We start from the raw sequence: 21,605 nt of genomic DNA on the forward strand, positions 1-21,605 counted from the left end.
CCTCCATGCAACACGCTGATTTCATCATCATCGGCGCCGGTATTGCCGGTGCCTCCACAGGTTACTGGCTGGCCGGCCACGGGCGTGTGCTGCTGCTTGAGCGCGAGTCGCAGCCGGGTTACCACTCCACCGGCCGCTCGGCCGCGCTGTACACCGCAGCCTATGGCACACCGCAGGTCCGCGCGCTGACCCTGGCCAGCCGTGAGTTTTTCGACCATCCGCCTGCGGGCTTCGCCGAGCACCCGTTGCTCAGCCCTCGCGGGGAAATGACCGTCGACCTCAACGGCGACCCTGAAGAGCTGCAGCGCCAGTACCAGAACGCCAAGGCCTGCGTGCCTGAAGTCGAGCTGCTCAGCGCCGAGCAGGCCTGCGCGCGCCTGCCAGTGTTGCGCCGCGACAAGGTTCATGGCGCCCTGTACGACCCGAGCGCCAGTGACATCGACACCGACGCCCTGCACCAGGGCTACCTGCGTGGTATTCGCCGTCAGCAAGGTGAAGTGCACAGCGACTGCGAAGTGCAGCAACTGAGCCGCGATGCCGACGGCCTCTGGCAGGTGCAGACCAGCCGTGGCACCTTCAGCGCCCCTGTGCTGATCAATGCCGCCGGTGCCTGGGCCGACAAGCTTGGGGAACTGGCCGGTGCCCAGCCGCTGGGCTTGCAGCCAAAGCGTCGCGCGGCGTTCATCTTCGCCGGCCCCGAAGGCATCGACAGCCATGCCTGGCCAATGCTGGTGAGCCTCGATGAGTCGTTCTACATGAAGCCCGACGCCGGCATGCTGCTCGGTTCACCGGCCAATGCCGACCCGGTCGAGCCTCATGACGTGCAGGCCGAAGAGCTGGACATCGCCATGGGCATCTACCAGATCGAAGAAGCCACCACCCTGAGCATTCGTCGCCCGACCCGCACCTGGGCCGGGTTGCGCAGCTTCGTTGCCGACGGCGACCTGGTCGCCGGATTCGATCCGCAGGTTCCCGGCCTGTTCTGGGTCGCCGCGCAAGGTGGCTATGGTATCCAGACCTCGCCGGCCATGGGCCAGGCCAGCGCGGCCCTGGTGCGTGGCGAGGACTTGCCCGAAGCACTCAAGGGCTTTGGCTTGAACGCCGCAATGCTGTCGCCGCACCGCCTGCAAGGGTGACGCCCGGCCGCGATTGCGGCACACTCCCAGCGCCCTTTTGCCAAGGGCGCTGACACCGCCTGGAGCCTGCCCGAATGCCCACACCCCGCCCCGATCCAGCCCTGCACAACTACCGGGCCATCGCCGACGCCATCGCCACCCTGTTCTTCCCCCACGCCGAAGTGGTGCTGCACGATTTGCGCAGCCAGAAGATCGACTACATCGCCAACAACCTGTCCAAGCGCGAGGTAGGCGACGATGCGGCCCTGGAGGACATGTTCGAGGAAGGTACCGACGAAACCAATATCGGCCCGTACGAAAAGCTCAACTGGGACGGCCAGAAGATCCGCTCGCTGAGCACCGTGCTGCGCGACCCGGCCGGCAAGCCGCTGGCGGTGCTGTGCATCAACCTGAACATTTCCCTGTTCGAGAACGCCAAGGCGGCGCTCGACCTGTTCCTTTCGCCGAGCAAGCTGATCCCGCAGCCCGATGCACTGTTCCGCGATGACTGGCAGGAGCGCATCAACACCTTCCTCAACAGCTGGCTGCGCCAGCGGCAACTGAGCCTCAACCTGCTCAGCCGCGACCACAAGCGCGAGTTGGTGCTGGCCCTGCATGCCGAAGGCGCGTTCAAGGGCAAGAGTGCGGCCAACTATGTGGCCAATGTGCTGGGGATGGGACGGGCGACGGTGTACAAGCACCTGAAGGAACTCAAGGCCTGACTACCTTCAGGCCTTGAGTGAGGCGGCGATCAGTCGCCGTAGATATCGGATTTGAAGTACCTGGCCTGGATCTTCTGGTATTCGCCGCTGGCGCGAATATCGTCGATGGCCTTGTTGAGCCTGCTGACCAGCTCGCCGTTGCCTTTGCGCACGGCAATCCCGGCACCTTCACCGACGTATTTCGGATCTTTCAGCTCAGGGCCGGTAAAGGCATAGTCCGCGCCGCGTGGCATCGACAGGAAGTCTTCCAGCGGGATGGTGTCGGCAAAAATCGCATCGACCCGTCCGGATGCCAGGTCCATGTAGATTTCTTCGTTGTTGCCGTAACGCTGGACCTTGATGCCCTTGGGTTCGAACACTTCGGTGGCGTAGCGATCAGTGGTGGTCGCGCGCTGCACGCCAACCGTCTTGCCCTTGAGGCTCGCGTACTGGTCATCGACCACCGCACCTTTCTTCATCACCAGCCGCGATGAAGTGAAATAGTACTTGTGGGTGAAGTCCACGGATTTCTTGCGTTCTTCGCTGATGGTCATCGACGACAGGGCGGCATCGATTTTCTTCACTTTCAGCGAAGGGATCAGACCGTCGAACTCGACCTCTTTCCACTCACACTTGACCTGCATCTGGGCGCACAGGGCATTGCCGATGTCGTAGTCGAAACCGACGATCTGGCCCTTGTCATTCTTCGAGGCAAAGGGTGGGTAGGCGGCTTCGATGCCGAGGCGCAGGGTATCCCCAGCGGCGAACAGACTGCTGCTGGCCACCAGGCTCAAGGCCAGACCGCTGATCAGGGTGAACTTGTTCATGACGGGTCTCTCTCGCTCGTTGTTGGAGGTGTGTTGCAAGACAGAGGAATAGGGGCAGGCAAGGGTCGGCCTGGAATTATTTTGTACTTATAATTCCATACTGGACTTTTTGGTATGAAAACTCAACAAGCAAAAGCATTGTGGGAGCTGGCTTGCCAGCGATGAGGCCAGTGCAATCAGCACATCAGGTGTTGCCTGCTTTGCGACCGCTACGCGCTCGATCGCGGGCAAGCCAGCTCCCACAGGGTTACCAGCGCCCGGCAGCCTCTTCATCACTCTGCTTGCCTTCGACCCAGCGCGGGCCGTCCCCGGTCTGTTCCTTCTTCCAGAACGGCGCGCGGGTCTTGAGGTAGTCCATGATGAAGTTGCAGGCGTCGAACGCGGCCTGGCGATGGGCACTGGCAACACCGACAAAAACGATCGGCTCACCCGGTTCAAGGCCGCCGATGCGGTGCAGCACCTCGACCTTGAGCAGTGGCCAGCGCGCCTCGGCTTCAACCACGATCTTGGCCAGGGCCTTTTCGGTCATGCCCGGGTAGTGTTCGAGGAACATCCCCGCCACTTCCTGGCCATCATTGAAGTCGCGCACATAGCCAACAAAGCCGACCACCGCACCAACGCCGACATTCGCCGCGTGCATGGCATTGACTTCGACACCCGGATCAAAGGGTTCGCTCTGGACTCGAACGCTCATGCTCAGCCTCCGGTCACGGGCGGGAAGAACGCCACTTCGTCACCGTCTTCGAGCGGCTCATCCAGCTTGCACAGCTCTTCGTTACGCGCGCACATCAGGTTCTGTTCGCTCAGCACATCATGCTTGCCGCCCTTTGCGACCAGTGCCTTGCGTACGTCATCCAGGGTAGCGAACGAACCCTCGAGCTTCTCGGCATCAACACCCAGAGCTTCCCGATAACGGGCGAAATACATCACCTTAATGCTCATTTCACTTCATCCGCCTGGTAATGGCCGCTCTTGCCGCCCAGTTTCTCCAGCACGCGCACGCCGTCGATGATCATGCCGCGGTCGACCGCCTTGCACATGTCGTAGATGGTCAGGGCCGCGACGCTGGCAGCGGTCAGGGCTTCCATTTCCACGCCGGTCTGCCCGGCCAGCTTGCAGCGGGCGACGATGTAAACGGTGTCGTTGCCTTCAGCGCTGAGCTCGACCTTGACGCTGGTCAGCAGCAACGGGTGGCACAACGGGATCAGGTCGCTGGTTTTCTTTGCCGCCTGGATGCCGGCAATGCGCGCCACGGCAAACACGTCGCCCTTGGGGTGCTCGCCTTCGACGATCATCTGCAGGGTTTGCGGGAGCATGCGCACCCGCGCTTCGGCCACGGCCTCACGCGAAGTCACGGCTTTATCGGTGACGTCGACCATATTGGCGCGACCTTGGGAATCGAGATGAGTCAGCACAGCTTTCCTCCTGTTCAGGAGCAAAGAGTGTAAACCCTGGGGTCAGGTCTTCGAAGCGAAAAAAACCGGGCGGTATGACCGCCCGGTGCCTGGGGTTACAGATGCGATTCGGCGTATTCGGCCAGGATCGAGCGCGGCACGCCCTGCAGGGTGATGTGTACGCCGTTGGGGAAGTCCTTGAAGCGCTCGGTCAGGTAGGTCAGGCCCGAGCTGGTGGCGGACAGGTAAGGGGTGTCGATCTGCGCCAGGTTACCCAGGCAGATCACCTTGGAACCGGTACCGGCACGGGTGATGATGGTTTTCATCTGGTGCGGGGTTAGGTTCTGGCATTCGTCGATCAGGATCAGGCTTTGCTGGAAGCTGCGACCGCGAATGTAGTTCAGCGACTTGAACTGCAGCGGCACCCGCTCAAGGATGTACTCGACACTGCCATGGGTGTTTTCATCATCCATGTGCAGGGCTTCGAGGTTGTCGGTGATTGCCCCGAGCCAGGGCTCCATTTTTTCTGCTTCAGTGCCCGGCAGGAAACCGATCTCCTGGTCCAGCCCCTGCACGCTGCGGGTGGCGATGATGCGCCGGTAGCGCTTGCTGACCATGGTCTGCTCGATGGCGGCAGCCAGGGCCAGGATGGTCTTGCCGGAGCCGGCAGCGCCGGTCAGGTTGACCAGGTGGATATCCGGGTCGAGCAAGGCGAACAGCGCCAGGCTCTGGTGAATGTCGCGAGGCTTGAGGCCCCAGGCTTCCTGGTGCAGCAGCGGCTCCTGGTGCAGGTCGAGCAGCACCAGCTCGCCATCCTTGATGCCTTTGATCCAGCCAACGAAGCCCTGTTCGTCGATGATGAACTCGTTGATGTGCACGGCCGGCAGGTTGTCGATCATCTGTACCCGGTGCCAGGTGCGGCCATGATCCTGACGGGTCTCGACCTTGCTGACGCGGTCCCAGAATGACCCGGTGACGCTGTGATACCCCTTGGACAGCAAGGAAACGTCGTCGACCAGTTGGTCGGTGCTGTAGTCCTCGGCCGCGATCCCGCAGGCGCGGGCCTTGAGGCGCATGTTGATGTCTTTGGTCACCAGCACCACGTCCAGTTCCTGGCGCCGGCTGCGCAGCTCCAGCAACTGGTTGATGATGATGTTGTCGTTGAGGTTTTCCGGCAGCAGGCGGTTGGGCTCGTTGCGCGGGCTCATGAGAATCGACAGGAAGCCTTTGGGGCCGCTCTTGCCACGCTGGATCGGCACGCCCTGCTCGACATCGGTCGGCGAGGCATCACCCAGGGTCTGGTCGATCAGACGGATCGCCTGGCGACATTCGGCGGCAATCGTCTGTTTGCCAGTCTTGAGTTTGTCGAGCTCCTCCAGCACCGTCATCGGGATGGCGACGTGGTGCTCCTCGAAGTTGAGCAAGGCGTTTGGATCGTGAATCAGTACATTGGTATCGAGCACATAAAGGATTGGCTGGTTGGAGGAATTGGTGCGTCCTTGATCATCCATACTCGGTCACCTTTGTGGAAGCCAGACGACGCAATACCTGTGCGGTGCTGCGCCGCGAAGTGGCCGCCGGTTCTCCCCAGGCCCGCGTCGTTACGGGTAGGGAGCTGCGAACAAAGAATGGGCCGTAGGACGCCACCTGTGCTGCAGGGTTCGGCGGTCTGTCTTCGTAATACCGCAAAACCCATGACCGAAAAAAGCATTTTTACGTATTTTTGAAGTTTATTTTTCGATCGGCCAATTAGCCCTTGGCGCAGGGGCAAAGCACCGCTACAGTCATAAATCCAGTCATGTGAAATGCGTGCGGCGCTTTATTCCCTGCCGTCCAGAATCCCGGTCAATTTCACGACTTTTCGCCGAAATTCCTGCAATCTTCCCAACCAATTCCACTTTGCGCCGTTTGCTTGAGCAACCAGGCAACCACCTCCTGCGCCTTGGGTTGGGCATCGTGAAACTGGATCAGTCCCTTGCGCCACAGCAGCATCAAAGTCAGTACCCGCTGGGCCGACTGCTCACTGCTCAATGGCCCTTGATCCTGGGCGTCGATATCCCACAACACCACCTGCAGATGCTGACTGGCGAAGAACGCCTGGCTGTCGGCGCGGCGCTGGCCGTAAGGCGGTCTGAACAAGGGCACATACTGCTCTGGCAAGTCGCCCTGCACCCGCGCCTGGCTGCGCAGCACCGAATCCTGCCAGCCCTGCCACTGCCCATGGGAGCGGTACTGCCAGCCTTGCAGGCCGACGCACTGGCCTTTGTAGAGTGCGCGAAGCTCAGCCAGCGACGCCTTGTCGCGGCGGTTCTGCAGGCTGTTGCCAAGCACGAAAAAGGTAGCGCCAAGCCTTTGCCGGCGCAGGAACTCGGTCAGGCCGTCGGTGCTGCCGCCCGCCAGCGACGGGCCGCCGTCGAAGGTCAGCAGGAACAGCCGGTCATTGAGTTCGTCACCATTACGTTCAAGGTCGGAAAAGCGTTCGATCTCGCTGGCAGTCTGGGGGAACAGCGCGGCCTTGCGTAGCAGCTCATTCAGGTAGTGCTCATGAAAAGCCCGGCCCGGCTCGGCCCAACCGGCGTAGAACGAATCGGCGGCGACTTCGAAGGACGCGGTCTGCCTGCGAAAATCAGCCAGGTCGTCGATGGCATAACAGAACGAGGCATCCTGCTCGCAGCTCTTCTGGGCCAGGTCGTAGTTACGCCACAAGCGCTGCCACAGGCGCTGGCGCACGCTGTTGATCGACAGCAGGTTGACCTGACGCAGGTTCAGCCGCGCCGCCAGGGCGCCCTGGTCGAGCATTTCACTTTCGCCCAGCACCCGGGCAAAACCGAGGATCTCGGCACGCGAGGCGACATCGAACAGCGCCGGGCTGTCGAGCTGTTCCGGCCAGTGGCTGCGGTCGAAGGTGGCGACCGGGGCTGGTGCGGCCTGGGCCGTGAGGCTGAACAGGCCAGCCAGTAAGAGAAGGGCAATGCGCACGATCGGGCTCTCCGTTTTCCTCGCCGCGCACTATAACGCCAAGTGTCGGGATGGTCTGTGGCTATTGCCTTGATAGCTGGAGATCGCCGCCCCCGCCCCGTAGAATCGGCGCCACGAATAAAGGAGCCGACCTGATGCTGACGGTGATTTCCCCCGCCAAGACCCTCGACTACGACACCCCGCCGGTGACCCAGCGCTACACCCAGCCGCAGTACCTGGACGATTCCCAGGAGCTGATCGTACAGCTGCGTGAATTGTCGCCGGCACAGATCAGCGAGCTGATGCACCTCTCCGACAAGCTTTCGGGGCTCAACGCCGCGCGTTTCGGCAGCTGGACCCCGGCCTTCACCCCGGACAACGCCAAGCAGGCGCTGCTGGCGTTCAAGGGTGACGTGTACACCGGCCTGGATGCCCAGACCCTCAGCGAAGACGACTTCAGCTATGCCCAGGACCACTTGCGCATGCTCTCCGGCCTGTACGGCCTGCTGCGCCCGCTGGACCTGATGCAGCCCTACCGCCTGGAAATGGGCACCAAGCTGGCCAACGCCCGTGGCAAGGACCTGTATGCCTTCTGGGGCACGCGCATCAGCGAGTGGCTGAACCAGGCCCTGGCCGAGCAAGGCGACGACCTGCTGCTGAACCTGGCCAGCAACGAGTACTTCAGCGCGGTCAAGCGCAGCGCCCTCAAGGCGCGGGTGATCAACACAGAGTTCCGCGACTTCAAGAACGGCCAGTACAAGATCATCAGCTTCTACGCCAAAAAGGCCCGCGGCATGATGAGCCGCTTCGTGATCCAGGAGCGCATCAACGACCCCGAGCAGCTCAAGCAGTTCGATGTGCAGGGCTACTACTACAGTGCCGAGCTGTCGAAGGCGGATAACCTGGTGTTCCTGCGCGATCACGCGGACGAGTAAATACCAATCGCGGGGCAAGCCCGCTCCCACAGGTCCAGTGGACACAGGTTTTTTGTGGGAACTGGCTTGCCAGCGATGACGCCCGAATAATCGACGCAATCCTGACGTCAAAAAACCACCCTTCTAGCTTTATCGCAAAACGCCATAAGACCGTTCGTAATTTTTTGACGAATTTCGAAAAATAATTTCCGGTACTGGCACAAAAACATCCCCCCTCGAGTTCGTCCTTTATAAACAGGGACGAAACTGCCAAGTGCTATCAAAGTGAAAGTATGGCCATCAGCTAAAATATTAAAAAATCTTTCACCACCGCTGAACTCACCCCGGAACTTATCCCTTCAGCCGTCGCTCATACCACCCGTAACGATTCTCGAGCGTTATGTGAGAGATGACCTACATCATTGACTGGAGCGCACAGCCATTGTGCATCCAGACAACTTTGACTTGAGTGTCGGTCGCCCGACCTACAGTTGAACCCAGGAGAAACGCGCCCCTACAAATCGTCCTTGTGGTTGATTTCAAAGGATTTTATTCACTTGAAAGAACAAGCACTGCAGTTCCGGGTAACCGATCTGCAATAAAGACGGCTGCATAACAGGGCACGTCCATAATTATTGGCCTTTGGCTGCCAACTTTAAGTGCAGACACTTTTGCACTTGATACTTATATGCCTGCACACGGTGAAGTGACATCTTTTTGCCACGCCGCCGTGTGCCCGATAACTGCTGGTTAATCAACCCGGTCTGGCTCTTCTAATTGAGCCGGCGTGATAAACACATGAGGTGAATGCGATGCGTATCAGCATCTTTGGTTTGGGTTATGTGGGTGCAGTCTGTGCTGGCTGCCTGTCGGCACGTGGCCATGAAGTGATTGGCGTCGATGTATCCACCACCAAGATCGACCTGATCAACCAAGGCAAATCGCCAATTGTCGAACCGGGCCTCGAGGCCCTGCTGCAACAGGGTATCGACAACGGCCGCCTGCGTGGCACCACCGATTTTGCCGCCGCCATCCGCGACAGCGACCTGTCGATGATCTGTGTCGGCACGCCGAGCAAGAAGAACGGCGACCTGGGCCTGGAATACATCGAGTCGGTGTGCCGCGAAATCGGTTTCGTACTGCGGGAAAAATCCAGCCGCCACACCATCGTGGTGCGCAGCACCGTGCTGCCGGGCACGGTGAAGAACGTGGTCATCCCGATCCTCGAAGACTGCTCGGGGAAAAAGGCCGGCGTCGACTTCGGCGTGGCGGTCAACCCGGAATTCCTGCGCGAAAGCACCGCGATCAAGGACTACGACCAACCGCCCATGACCGTCATCGGCGAGCTGGACAAGACCAGTGGCGACCTTCTGCAATCGCTGTACGAAGAACTCGACGCACCGATCATCCGCAAGGACATCGAAGTGGCCGAGATGATCAAGTACACCTGCAACGTCTGGCACGCCACCAAGGTCACCTTCGCCAACGAGATCGGCAACATCGCCAAGGCAGTCGGCGTCGATGGCCGCGAGGTGATGGACGTGGTCTGCCAGGACAAGGCCCTGAACCTGTCGCAGTACTACATGCGCCCGGGCTTTGCCTTCGGCGGCTCGTGCCTGCCCAAGGACGTGCGCGCCCTGACCTACCGCGCCGGCAGCCTGGACGTCAAAGCACCGCTGCTCAACTCGCTGATGACCAGCAACGAATCGCAGGTGCAGAACGCCTTCGACATCATCGAGAGCCACGACAAGCGCAAGATCGCCCTGCTCGGCCTGAGCTTCAAGGCCGGCACCGACGACCTGCGTGAAAGCCCGCTGGTGGAACTGGCCGAACGCCTGATCGGCAAGGGCTACGACCTGAACATCTACGACAGCAACGTCGAGTATGCGCGGGTCAACGGCGCCAACAAGGACTACATCGAGTCGAAGATCCCCCACGTGTCGTCGCTGCTCAATGCCGACTTCGACCAGGTGATCAAGCACGCCGACGTGATCGTCCTGGGCAACCGCGACGAGAAATTCCGTGCCCTGGCCCAACAGGCTCCGGAAGGCAAACAGGTCATCGACCTGGTCGGTTTCATGAACAAACCATCCTGCCCGGCCAGCCGTACCGAAGGTATCTGCTGGTAACCCGCAGGCTGGGCGGGGCCTTCCGGCCCCGCCCAGCATCAACGCCCTTTCCATTCGATACGGATGCAGAACATGCAAAGGCTCAAGCACGGCCTGCTACAGGTCGCCGGTTGGCTGTTCTACGTGAGCTTGCTCATGTTGATCGCCCTGGCCTTGCCCAACTCCATTTTCGACCCCGACTCGAAGGACTTCATTTTCCTGGTCGGCGCCGTCGGCATCTGGCGCTATTCCATGGGTGCCACGCACTTTGTGCGCGGCATGCTGTTCCTCTACGTGGTCTACCCCTACCTGCGGCGCAAGGTGCGCAAGCTCGGTAGCGCGGCCGACCCGTCCCACGTGTACCTGATGGTCACCAGTTTTCGCATCGATGCCCTGACTACCGCCCAGGTCTACAGCTCGGTGATCCGCGAGGCAATCGACTGCGGCTACCCGACCACTGTGGTCTGTTCGCTGGTGGAAATGTCCGACGAACTGCTGGTGAAAAGCCTGTGGGAAAAATACAACCCGCCGGAGCGCGTGACCCTCGACTTCGTGCGCATTGCCGGTACCGGCAAGCGCGACGGCCTGGCCTATGGCTTTCGTGCCATCTCCCGCCACCTGCCGGATGAAAATGCCGTGGTCGCGGTGATCGACGGTGACACCGTGCTCGGCGAAGGCGTGGTACGCAAGACCGTGCCCTGGTTCAAGCTGTTCGGCAATGTCGGCGGCCTGACCACCAATGAATTCTGTGAAGTGCGTGGCGGCTACATCATGAGCGAGTGGCACAAGCTGCGCTTCGCCCAGCGCCACATCAACATGTGCTCGATGGCCCTGTCCAAGCGCGTGCTGACCATGACCGGGCGCATGTCGGTGTTCCGCGCCGCGGTGGTGACCAACCCCGAGTTCATCGCCGACGTCGAGAACGACTCGCTGCAGCACTGGCGCCTGGGCCGCTTCAAGTTCCTCACCGGCGACGACAAGTCGAGCTGGTTCAGCCTCATGCGCCTGGGCTACGACACCTTCTACGTGCCGGACGCGGCGATCAACACGGTCGAGCACCCGCCGGAAAAGAGCTTCATCAAGGCCAGCCGCAAACTGATGTACCGCTGGTACGGCAACAACCTGCGGCAGAACTCCCGGGCCCTGGGCCTGGGTATCCGCCGCCTGGGCCTGTTCACCAGCGTGGTGCTGTTCGACCAGCGCGTGTCGATGTGGACCAGCCTGCTGGGCCTGACCGTCGCGGTGATCGCCAGCCTCAAGTTCGGCCCGGCGTTCCTGCTGGTGTACCTGCTGTGGATCGGCATCACCCGGTTGATCCTGACGATCATGCTGCTGTGCTCGGGCCACAACATCGGCCCGGCCTACCCGCTGATTCTTTATTACAACCAGATCGTCGGCGCGATCATGAAGATCTACGTGTTCTTCCGCCTCGACAAGCAGTCCTGGACCCGCCAGCCCACTGCCCTCAAACGCGACCTCGCCAGCTTTCAACAATGGTTCAACACCTGGTCCTCCCGGACCATGACCTTCTCGGCGGCCAGCATCTTCATTGCTGTGCTGTTCATGGTCGTGTGAGCCGGAACCCGATTGGATTAAACAGGAACAAATCGCCATGAATACCGCCGTGAACGTCAATGTCGTGCATGAGTCCGAAGCACAGCGCCAGCACGCCCGGGTGCGCATCCCGGCCAAGCTGCGCTACCTGGGTCAGAACCGCGAAACCCTGGAAGTGAAGGTCGATGACCTCTCGGCCGGCGGCCTGAGCTTCCATGCCAAGCACCCGTTGAAAGTCGGCGAAGTGCTGCGCGGGCGCCTGCAGTTCACCGTCGACAAACTCGGCCTGGCCATGGACATCGAGTTCCAGGTGCGCTCTTTCGACCCCTCCAGCGGCCGCACCGGCGTGCAGTTCCAGAACCTTGAACCACGCGACATCGCCACTCTGCGCCACATCATCACCTCGCACCTGTCGGGTGAGCTGATCACCATGGGCGATGTACTCAGCACCCTGCAGCGCGACAACTTCACCAAGGCGCGCAAACAAAAAGACGCCAACGGCGGCATGAGCGCTTTTGGCCGCCTGCGGGCAGTGACCTTCAGCCTCGGCGTGTTCGTGGTCGGCGTGGCGGCGTTCGGTTTCATCGCCAAGTCGGTGTATGGCCTGTACTTCGTCAGCCATGCCCAGGCCGGGGTGGTCAGCGTGCCGACCAGCAACGTCACCATGCCGCGCGACGGCACCGTGCAGGGCCTGGTGGAAAACGGCGGCCAGGTGGTCAAGGGCGCGCCATTGGCCTCGTTCAGCACCAGCATGCTGGACATGCTCAAGGGCCACCTGGATGACCAGCAGCTGGAGCCGGCCAAGGTCGAGGAGCTGTTCGGCAAACAGATGAGCGGCACCCTGACCAGCCCCTGCGATTGCGTGGTCGCCCGCCAGCTGGTGGATAACGGCCAGTACGCCAGCAAGGGCCAGGTGATCTTCCAGCTGGTCCCGCGCACCACCATCCCCACCGTTGAAGCACGCTTCAGCTATCGCCAGTTCGATGACGTCCAACCGGGCTCGCGCGTGCACTTCACCGTCGCCGGCGAAGACCAGACCCGCACCGGGCAGATCGTCAACAGCACCAGCCTGAACAGCGAAGACCTGTCGTCGGACATCCGCGTGCAGATCAAGCCGGATGAGTCGCTGCCCAGCAAACTGGCCGGCCGCCCGGTAGCGGTGGACAGCAACCGTGGCCCGTCGCTGGACTGGCTGATCGATAAAGCCATGGCCCGTGGGCTCTAAGGGAGACATGCCGGTGAACACCAAGATTGCCACCCTCTCCGTGGGAGCCGGCCTTGCCGGCGATGGGCTGCGCAGCAGCCCCAATGGGCAAGGCTGCGCCTTGCTTCGCCGGCAAGGCCGGCTCCCACAGGGGTCGAGCTATATCCTCAGTCTGTGCAGCCTGGCCCTGGCCATCAGCCTCGCCGGTTGCGCCGGCCTGCCCGACCAGCGCCTGGCCAACGAAGCACTCAAGCGCGGTGACACCGCCCTCGCCGAACAGAATTACCGCCAGCTCGCCGACCTCGGTTACAGCGAAGCCCAGGTCGGCCTGGCCGATATCCAGATGGAAACCCGCGACCCGGCCAAGCTCAAGGAAGCCGAAGCCACCTACCGCGCCGCCGCCGATATCTCGCCACGCGCCCAGGCCCGCCTCGGCCGCCTGCTGGCAGCCAAGCCGGACGCCACCGAGGCCGAGCGCCAGGAAGCCGAAACCCTGCTGAAAAAAGCCTTCGCCAATGGCGAGGGCAACACCCTGATCCCACTGGCGATGCTCTACCTGCAATACCCGCAGAGCTTCCCCGGCACCAACGCCCAGCAGCAGATCGACCAATGGCGTACCGCCGGCTACCCGGAAGCCGGCCTGGCCCAGATTCTGCTGTACCGCACCCAGGGCACCTACGACCAGCACCTGGACGAAGTCGAGCGCATCTGCAAGGCAGCCCTGAACAGCACCGACATCTGCTACGTGGAGCTGGCCACCGTCTACCAGAAACGCGCCCAGCCCGAGCAACAGGCAGCGCTGCTCGAACAGGTGAAAAGCGCCTACCAGCGCGGCGCGATCCCGGCCACCCGGGTCGACAGCGTTGCCCGGGTACTGGCCGACCGCAGCCTCGGCCAGACCGACGAGAAAACCGCCCAGGCCCTGCTCGAACAGGTGGCACCGGTCAACCCCGGCTCCTGGGTCAGCCTGGCGCAATTGCTCTATGACTTCCCCGAGCTTGGCGACACCGACAAGCTGATGGAGTACATCGACAAGGGCCGCGCCGCCGAACAGCCGCGTGCCGAACTGCTGCTGGGCCGCCTGTACTACGAAGGCAAGACCGTACCGGCCGACGCGCAGAAGGCCGAGAGCCACCTGCTCAGCGCCGCCAACGCCGGCGAAGTCAGCGCCCATTACTACCTGGGCCAACTGTACCGTCGTGGCTACCTGGGCAGCGTCGACCCGCAAAAGGCCGTCGATCATCTGCTCCGCGCCGCCCGCGGCGGCCAGCTCAGCGCCGACTATGCCCTGGCCCAGCTGTTCAGCGAAGGCCACGGCATTCGCCAGGACCTGGTCAACGCCTGGGTGTTCAGCCAGCTGGCGCAAGCCAACCCCAGCGAGCAGTCACGCCAGCTGGCTGCCCAGCTCGACCAGCAACTCCCCCCGGCGCAGAAGGCCCAGGCTGAACGCCTGTTGCAACAAGAACGCCAGGCCCGTGGTGCCATGGGCCCAGGCCCTGGTGCCCTGCCCCTGCAGGCCGTAGCGCAACCCGAACAAGGCGAGGACTCCCTATGACACTCAATCCGTGGATGAAAGCAGGCGTAGGTCTGGGCTTTGCCCTGCTCTGGTCGTGCCCGACCCTGGCGGCGATGACTGCTGAAAAGAACTTCGGCCTGGACGTGAAAATCACCGGCCAATCCGAAGACGACCGTGACCTGGGCACCCGCTCCGGCGGTGACGTCAACGGCCTGGGCCTGGACCTGCGCCCCTGGGTGTACGGCGAGCGCGGCAACTGGAGCGCCTTCGCCATGGGCCAGGCGGTGGCGGCCACCGACATCATCGAGACCGACACCCTGCGCCAGTCCGGCGACGAAGCCGAGTCCGACAGCGGTCGTGCCAATGGCCGCGAAGCGGACAAAAGCTACCTGGCCATGCGCGAATTCTGGGTCGGCTACAGCGGCCTGACCGCTTACCCCGGCGAGCAGCTGCGCTTCGGCCGCCAACGCCTGCGCAACGACGATGGCATGTGGCGCGACACCAACATCGAAGCGCTGAACTGGACCTTCGACACCACCCTGCTGCGCGCCAATCTGGGCGTGGCCGAGCGCTTCAGCGAGTACCGCACCGACCTTACCGAGCTGGCCCCGGAAGACAAGGACCGCCTGCACCTCTACGGCGACGTCGCCAAGCAGTGGACCCCCGGCCACTGGGTCGGCCTGCGCGCCCACCACACCCACGACGACGGCAACCTGAAAAACCCTGGCGAAACCGTCGACGCCCTGGACAAGACCCGCACCGGCGACCTCACCTGGCTGGGCCTGGAAGCCAACAGCGACGCCTATAACTGGCGCAACCAGAACCGCGTCAATTACTGGGGCAGCATGACCTGGCTGACCGGCGATCGCGACAGCCTCAGCAGCACCACGGTCAATGGCGAGCAAGTGGCCAGCGGCAAGCACAGCGGCGACGTCAATGCCTGGGCCACCGACCTCGGCATCCGCCTGCGCCTCGACCCCAACTGGCAGGTCGGCGCCGCCTATGCCCGTGGCAGTGGCGGCGGTGGCAGCGACGGCTCGGGCAACTACGAGCAGACCGGCCTTGAGAGCAACCGCTCCAACTTCACCGGCACCCGCTCGCGCGTGCACCGCTTCGGCGAGGCCTTCCGTGGCGAACTGGGCAATTTGCAGGCGGCGACCCTGTTCACCTCCTGGCAACTGCGCGACGACTATGACGCCAGCCTGATCTACCACAAGTTCTGGCGCGTCGATGGCGACCAGAACATCGGCAGCAGCGGCATCAACGCCGTGGTCGAGGACAACGGCATCAACCGGCCGCTGATCCAGGGCGAGAAAGACCTCGGCCAGGAGATGGACCTGGTGGTCACCAAGTACTTCAAGCAGGGCCTGTTGCCGGCGGCACTGAGCCAGTCGATCGACGAGCCGTCGGCGCTGGTGCGTTTCCGTGGCGGCGTGTTCAAGCCCGGTGATGCCTATGGCAAGGAAGCGGACTCCTACATGCACCGCGCTTTCGTCGACGTGATCTGGCGCTTCTGACGCCTGGGGTGCAATGAAATGAGCCATCAACCGAACAAGCTCCACGCCCTATTGGCCGGCACCCTGCTGCTGGCCAGCAGCATCGCCCTGGCCAACGGCCAGGCGCCGACGCCGGTGGCCAAGGAGCTGCAGCAGGCCAAGACCTACACGGTCAGCAGCGCGCCGATCGAGCCGCTGCAGATCCCGGCGCCGACCCTGCCGGACCTGTCTGGCTACACCTACGATGCCGTGCAGAACAAGATCGACCGTAAGCGCAACGGCAAGGTCTCGGTCCGGCGCATGCTCCAGGAAAACAGCCTCAAGGAGTTCATCGGCGGTGACAACAAGATGGCCGAATGGGTGGCGCGCCAGCATGGCATTCCCCAGGCGATCTTCATCGACGACGGCCATGTCGACTTCACCGAGCTGAGCAAGCAGGTGCCCAGCCAGTACCTGCGCGAAACCGCACCGGGCGTGTACCTGGCGCGCCTGCCGATCGTGGTCGGGCAAAAAGGCGTGCTGGAGATCGACGCCAAGGTCAAGGAACTGCGCCTGTCCCAGGAAGGCGGCGCGTTCCTGGTCAATGACGGCAAGCTGTTCGTCAGCGACACCCGAGTGACCGGCTGGCGCGAGAAGGACAACGGCCCGGCGACCTTCCGCTCGCCCAAGGAGTTTCGCCCGTTCCTGCTGTCGTGGGGTGGCACCGAGACCTACATCGTCAACAGCAAGATGGCCAGCTTCGGCTACGCCAAGAGCAAGTCCTACGGCGTGAGCATCTCGCAGTACACGCCGAACATGGCCAAGCAGATGGGCCGCCCGGAACCCACCGGCTGGATCATCGGCTCCGAGTTCAGCGACATGTGGTACGGCTTCTACTGCTACGAGACCAGCGACTTCGTGGTCAAGGACAGTACCTACCGCGACAACATCGTCTATGGCATCGACCCCCACGACCGTTCGCACCGGCTGATCATCGCCGGCAACACCGTGTACGGGACCAAGAAGAAGCACGGCATCATCGTCTCGCGCGAAGTCAACGACAGCTGGATCATCAACAACAAGAGCTATGACAACAAGCTCTCGGGCGTGGTGATCGACCGTAACAGCGTCAACAACCTGATCGCCTACAACGAGATCTACCGCAACCACACCGACGGCATCACCCTGTACGAGAGCGGCGACAACCTGATCTGGGGCAACAAGCTGATCAGCAACCGCCGCCACGGCATCCGTGTGCGCAACAGCGTGAACATCCGCCTGTACGAGAACATCGCCATGGCCAACGGCCTGGTCGGGGTCTACGGGCACATCAAGGACCTGTCCGAAACCGACCGCGACATCGCCCTCGACCCGTTCGACACCAAGGTCTCGCTGATCGTCGTCGGCGGTGAGCTGGCCGCCAACGGCAGCGGCCCGCTGTCGATCGACTCGCCGCTGAGCGTGGAGCTGTACCGGGTCTCGATGCTGGCCCCGAGCAAGGCCAGCGGCATCAGTTTCTCCGGGGTACTGGGCGAGCGTCAGGACGAGATTCTCGACCTGATGGTGCGCCAGGGCAAAGCCGTGCTGATCGATCCGGTCGAGCGCCAGACCGAAATGCTGGACTGAGGAAGCCAATTCTATGCAACCACAACTGACCAAGCTGCTGAGCCTTTCCGGACTTGCCGCCGCCCTGCTCGCCATCAGTGCCCAGGCGTCGGCCGAGCAGGTCCAGGCGCCAAGCTTCAGCGCCGAGCCGTGCTGCCAGCTGTGCCCGGAGGCCCACGACGCCAGCCGCTACACCACCCGCTACCAGCAGAACTTCACCACCCTGGTGCAAGCCCAGGGCGACTGGCTGTTCCGTACCCGCGAAGACCTGCGCACCGAGTTCGACACCACGCCAGCCGGCTACCGCCGCCTGCAGCAGTTGCACGATGCGTTCAAGGCCAAGGGCGTGGAACTGGTGGTGGTCTACCAGCCAACCCGCGGCCTGGTGAACCGCAACATGCTCAAGCCCGCCGACAAGGCCGCGTTCAACTACGCCAAGGCACTGCAGAACTACCAGGCCATGCTCGGGCGCTTCAGCAAGATGGGCTACACCGTGCCCGACCTGTCGCCGCTGACCAACGAACAGTTGGCCGCCGCCGACCAGGGCAAGGATTTCTACTTCCGCGGCGACCAGCACTGGACGCCGTACGGCGCCGAGCGCGCGGCAAAGATCGTCGCCGACAGCGTGCACAAGATGGCGGCCTTCGCCGACGTGCCCAAGCGCGAGTTCGAAAGCCACAAGTCCGGGCGCATGGGCAAGACCGGCACCCTGCACAACGTCGCCGGGCAACTGTGCGGCACCAGCTACGCGGTGCAGTACATGGACCAGTTCGTCACCGAGCCCAAGGGCGAGAGTGGCAGCGGCGATCTGTTCGGCGACTCCGGTAACCCGCAGATCACCCTGGTCGGCACCAGCCACAGCGGCAAGAACTACAACTTCTCGGGCTTCCTCGAGCAATACATCGGCGCCGACGTGCTCAACGTCGCCTTCCCTGGCGGCGGCCTGGAAGGCTCGATGATCCAGTACCTGGGCAGCGAAGACTTCCAGAAAAACCCGCCGAAGATCCTCATCTGGGAATTCTCGCCGCTGTACCGCCTGGACCAGGAAACCATCTGGCGGCAGATGCTCGCCCTGATCGACAACGGTTGTGAAGGCAAGCCTGCGCAGTTGAGCGCCAACACCGCACTCAAGCCGGGCAAGAACGAACTGATGGTCAACGGCCGCAATGGCGTGATCAAGGACCTGACCAATGGCCGTCATCAACTGGATATCCAGTTCGAAGACAAGTCGGTCAAGACCCTGCAAGCCACCCTCTGGTACCTGAACGGTCGTCACGAAGACCTGAAGATCGAGAAGCCGGAAACCGCCGACACCGATGGCCGCTTCGCCTTCGAGCTGCGCGAGGATGAGGACTGGGCTGCCCAGACCCTGCTCGCTGTCGAAGTCCAGGGGCCGGAAAGCGGCAGCCAGAAAGTCGCAGCCACGCTGTGCAAACGAAACTGAGGTGCTTATGAACACATTCAGCACATCCCCTGCAGGAGCGGGCTGCTTCAAGGTGCTCGCACTGGCTCTGGCCCTGTTCGGCTCGGCCGCGCAGGCCGCCGGGCTGGTCCCCCCCCAGGGCTATTACGCCGGGATCGAGAAACTCAAGACCGGCGACAGCGACTTCAAGTGCGAAGCCATCCCCCGGCCCTACACCGGCAAGCTGCAGTTTCGCAGCAAGTACGAAGGCTCGGACAAGTCCCGCGCGACCCTGAACAAAGCCTCGGAAAAAGCCTTCCGCGATTCCACCGCGAGCATCACCACCCTTGAGCGCGGGGTCAGCAAGCAGGTCATGCAGTACATGCGCGACGGCCGCCCACAGCAGCTCGACTGCACCCTCGAGTGGCTGAGCAACTGGGCCAGCGCCGATGCGCTGATGTCCACCGACTACAACCACACCGGCAAGTCGATGCGCAAATGGGCGCTGGGCAGCCTGAGCTCGGCCTGGCTGCGCCTGAAGTTCTCCAACTCGCAGCCCCTGGCGGCGCACCAGCAGCAGGCCGAGCTGATCGAGAAATGGTTCGGGCGCCTGGCCGATCAGGTGGTCAAGGACTGGAGCGACCTGCCGCTGGAGAAGATCAACAACCACTCGTACTGGGCGGCCTGGTCGGTGATGGCTACCGCCGTCGCCACTGACCGCCGCGACCTGTTCGACTGGTCGCTGAAGGAATACCGGGTAGCCGCCAACCAGGTCGACGCCCAGGGCTTCCTGCCCAACGAGCTCAAGCGCAAGCAGCGCGCCCTGGCCTACCACAACTATGCCCTGCCGCCGCTGGCGATGATCGCCAGCTTCGCCCAGGCCAACGGCGTCGATGTGCGTCCCGAGAACAACGGCGCGCTCAAGCGCCTGGGTGATCGGGTGCTGGCCGGCGCCAAAGACCCGAGCCCGTTCAAAGCCAAAAACGGCGAGAAACAGGACATGGACGACCTGAAGATCGACAGCAAATACGCCTGGCTCGAACCCTGGTGCAGCCTCTACCGCTGCAACAGCGACGTGCTCGGGCGCAAGCACGACATGCAACCGTTCAAGAGCTTCCGCCTGGGCGGCGACCTGACCCGGGTCTACGACCCGCAGGCCGAACAGAAAAAGTAAGGATCTGCATTGTCCCTGTGGGAGCTGGCTTGCCAGCGATCGGAACACCGCGGTGTGTCAGATACGACGCCTCGCTGGCAAGCCAGCTCCCACAGGGTTGGTGCAAGGCAAAGATTTGATCTGGTTTCTCCCGGGAGGTTTCACGGGGGGTTTGGGGGGCTGTTGCCCCGGTTGATAACGACAAGGAGAGATCGGGATGGTGTTTTCATCCAACGTGTTCCTGTTCCTGTTCCTGCCGATCTTTCTCGGTTTGTACTACCTGAGCGGGCAACGCTATCGCAACGCCCTGTTGCTGCTGGCCAGCTATGTGTTCTATGCCTGGTGGCGGGTGGATTTCCTGGCGCTGTTCGCCGGGGTCACCCTGTGGAACTACTGGATCGGCCTGAAAGTCGGCGCCGCCGGCGTGCGCACCAAACCGGCCCAGCGCTGGCTGCTGCTGGGCGTGGGGGTCGACCTGTGCATCCTCGGCTACTTCAAATACGCCAATTTCGGCGTCGACAGCATCAACGCGATCATGACCTCGTTCGGCCTTGAGCCGTTCATCCTCACCCATGTGCTGCTGCCGATCGGGATCTCGTTCTACATCTTCGAGTCGATCAGCTACATCATCGACGTGTACCGCGGCGACACCCCGGCGACCCGCAACCTGATCGACTTCGCCGCCTTCGTGGCGATCTTCCCGCACCTGATCGCCGGCCCCGTGCTGCGCTTCAAGGACCTGGCCGACCAGTTCAACCACCGCACCCACACCCTCGACAAGTTCTCCGAAGGCTGCACGCGCTTCATGCAGGGCTTCATCAAGAAGGTGTTCATCGCCGACACCCTGGCGGTGGTCGCCGACCATTGCTTCGCCCTGCAGAACCCGAGCACCGGCGACGCCTGGCTCGGCGCCCTGGCCTACACCGCGCAGCTGTACTTCGACTTTTCCGGCTACAGCGACATGGCCATCGGCCTGGGCCTGATGATGGGTTTCCGCTTCATGGAAAACTTCAAGCAGCCGTACATCAGCCAGTCGATCACCGAGTTCTGGCGGCGCTGGCATATCAGCCTGTCGACCTGGCTGCGCGACTACCTGTACATCACCCTGGGCGGTAACCGCGGCGGTACCTTCGCCACCTACCGCAACCTGTTCCTGACCATGCTCCTGGGCGGCCTGTGGCACGGCGCCAACTTCACCTACATCGTCTGGGGCGCCTGGCATGGCATGTGGCTGGCGATCGAACGGGCCCTGGGCATCAACGCCGCGCCGCAACGCTTCAACCTGGTGCGCTGGGCCTTCACCTTCCTGCTGGTGGTGATGGGCTGGGTAATCTTCCGCGCCGAGAACCTGCACGTCGCCGCACGCATGTATGGCGCCATGTTCAGCTTCGGTGACTGGCAGCTGTCGGAACTCAACCGCGCCAACCTCACCGGCCTGCAAGTGGCGACCCTGGTACTGGCCTACGTGACCCTGGCGTACTTCGGCCTGCGCGACTTCTATCGCAACGCCAGGCCCGAGCCCAAGGCCAGCCCGGTGGCGGTCCATGCCGACGGCAGCCTGAGCCTGGACTGGGGCCTGTACGCCACCCGTGCGCTGGTGCTGCTGCTGTTCGTGGCCTCGATCCTCAAGCTCTCGGCGCAAAGCTACTCGCCGTTCCTCTACTTCCAGTTCTGAGCGA

At 62.6% G+C, this 21,605-nt stretch carries 18 protein-coding genes; 12 read left to right on the plus strand and 6 right to left on the minus strand.

The genetic code is table 11. The features are described from left to right. Positions 1-5: 5 nt before the first annotated feature. Both LOY45_RS22080 and LOY45_RS22085 read left to right on the plus strand, forming a co-directional pair. Positions 6-1,136, plus strand: a complete 1,131-nt coding sequence (locus LOY45_RS22080; protein ID WP_258578352.1) for an NAD(P)/FAD-dependent oxidoreductase — start codon at positions 6-8, stop codon at positions 1,134-1,136. Between the two features lie 74 nt (positions 1,137-1,210). After that, entirely contained in the window at positions 1,211-1,837 is a 627-nt protein-coding gene (locus LOY45_RS22085; RefSeq protein ID WP_038998828.1) for a helix-turn-helix transcriptional regulator, read from the plus strand. A gap of 29 nt (positions 1,838-1,866) precedes the next feature. Here the strand turns inward: LOY45_RS22085 and LOY45_RS22090 are convergent, their stop codons facing one another. From LOY45_RS22090 to LOY45_RS22115, 6 genes are all read right to left on the minus strand, one after another. Next, entirely contained in the window at positions 1,867-2,643 is a 777-nt protein-coding gene (locus tag LOY45_RS22090; protein WP_115085398.1) for an ABC transporter substrate-binding protein, read from the minus strand. Positions 2,644-2,890: 247 nt separating this feature from the next. Continuing rightward, complete coding sequence (gene moaE / locus LOY45_RS22095) at positions 2,891-3,337, minus strand: molybdopterin synthase catalytic subunit MoaE (RefSeq protein WP_115085397.1); 447 nt, start codon at positions 3,335-3,337, stop codon at positions 2,891-2,893. Positions 3,338-3,339: 2 nt separating this feature from the next. After that, positions 3,340-3,585, minus strand: coding sequence for a molybdopterin converting factor subunit 1 (gene moaD / locus LOY45_RS22100; protein WP_038998825.1), 246 nt, complete (start codon positions 3,583-3,585; stop codon positions 3,340-3,342). Continuing rightward, a complete protein-coding gene (gene moaC / locus LOY45_RS22105; protein WP_010220726.1) occupies positions 3,582-4,058 on the minus strand; it encodes a cyclic pyranopterin monophosphate synthase MoaC in 477 nt (158 codons plus the stop codon). The genes moaD and moaC overlap by 4 nt, the downstream gene beginning before the upstream one ends. A 95-nt stretch (positions 4,059-4,153) precedes the next feature. After that, entirely contained in the window at positions 4,154-5,548 is a 1,395-nt protein-coding gene (locus tag LOY45_RS22110; protein WP_038998824.1) for a PhoH family protein, read from the minus strand. Positions 5,549-5,888: 340 nt separating this feature from the next. Then, positions 5,889-7,016 carry a polysaccharide deacetylase family protein gene (locus tag LOY45_RS22115; protein ID WP_258578353.1) on the minus strand — a complete coding sequence of 376 codons (1,128 nt, stop codon included), beginning with the start codon at positions 7,014-7,016 and terminating at the stop codon, positions 5,889-5,891. 134 nt (positions 7,017-7,150) lie between these two features. Between LOY45_RS22115 and yaaA the strand changes: the two genes are divergently transcribed. The 10 genes from yaaA to LOY45_RS22165 all read left to right on the plus strand — a co-directional run bounded on the left by yaaA (position 7,151) and on the right by LOY45_RS22165 (position 21,601). Continuing rightward, entirely contained in the window at positions 7,151-7,930 is a 780-nt protein-coding gene (yaaA, locus tag LOY45_RS22120; protein WP_134061412.1) for a peroxide stress protein YaaA, read from the plus strand. Between the two features lie 791 nt (positions 7,931-8,721). Continuing rightward, complete coding sequence (locus tag LOY45_RS22125) at positions 8,722-10,038, plus strand: nucleotide sugar dehydrogenase (RefSeq protein ID WP_010220716.1); 1,317 nt, start codon at positions 8,722-8,724, stop codon at positions 10,036-10,038. Positions 10,039-10,101: 63 nt separating this feature from the next. Continuing rightward, a complete protein-coding gene (gene alg8 / locus LOY45_RS22130) occupies positions 10,102-11,592 on the plus strand; it encodes a mannuronan synthase (protein ID WP_026001177.1) in 1,491 nt (496 codons plus the stop codon). Between the two features lie 37 nt (positions 11,593-11,629). Beyond that, positions 11,630-12,796, plus strand: a complete 1,167-nt coding sequence (locus LOY45_RS22135) for an alginate biosynthesis protein Alg44 (RefSeq protein WP_258578354.1) — start codon at positions 11,630-11,632, stop codon at positions 12,794-12,796. A gap of 7 nt (positions 12,797-12,803) precedes the next feature. After that, positions 12,804-14,330 (plus strand): alginate biosynthesis TPR repeat lipoprotein AlgK, encoded by a 1,527-nt coding sequence (gene algK, locus LOY45_RS22140; RefSeq protein WP_258578355.1) that lies wholly within the window; start codon positions 12,804-12,806, stop codon positions 14,328-14,330. After that, entirely contained in the window at positions 14,327-15,808 is a 1,482-nt protein-coding gene (locus LOY45_RS22145; RefSeq protein WP_258578356.1) for an alginate export family protein, read from the plus strand. Before algK ends, LOY45_RS22145 begins: the two co-directional genes overlap by 4 nt. An 18-nt stretch (positions 15,809-15,826) precedes the next feature. Then, entirely contained in the window at positions 15,827-17,392 is a 1,566-nt protein-coding gene (algG, locus tag LOY45_RS22150) for a mannuronan 5-epimerase AlgG (protein WP_258578357.1), read from the plus strand. Positions 17,393-17,405: 13 nt separating this feature from the next. After that, entirely contained in the window at positions 17,406-18,815 is a 1,410-nt protein-coding gene (locus LOY45_RS22155; RefSeq protein WP_115085390.1) for an alginate O-acetyltransferase, read from the plus strand. 7 nt (positions 18,816-18,822) lie between these two features. Next, on the plus strand, positions 18,823-19,947 hold the full coding sequence (locus LOY45_RS22160; RefSeq protein ID WP_258578358.1) for a mannuronate-specific alginate lyase: 1,125 nt from the start codon (positions 18,823-18,825) through the stop codon (positions 19,945-19,947). Positions 19,948-20,143: 196 nt separating this feature from the next. Continuing rightward, positions 20,144-21,601: an MBOAT family O-acyltransferase gene (locus tag LOY45_RS22165; RefSeq protein ID WP_115085388.1), complete on the plus strand. Its 1,458-nt coding sequence runs from the start codon at positions 20,144-20,146 to the stop codon at positions 21,599-21,601. Positions 21,602-21,605: the final 4 nt, after the last annotated feature.

Source organism: Pseudomonas wadenswilerensis (assembly GCF_024749185.1).
Lineage (GTDB): Bacteria > Pseudomonadota > Gammaproteobacteria > Pseudomonadales > Pseudomonadaceae > Aquipseudomonas > Aquipseudomonas wadenswilerensis.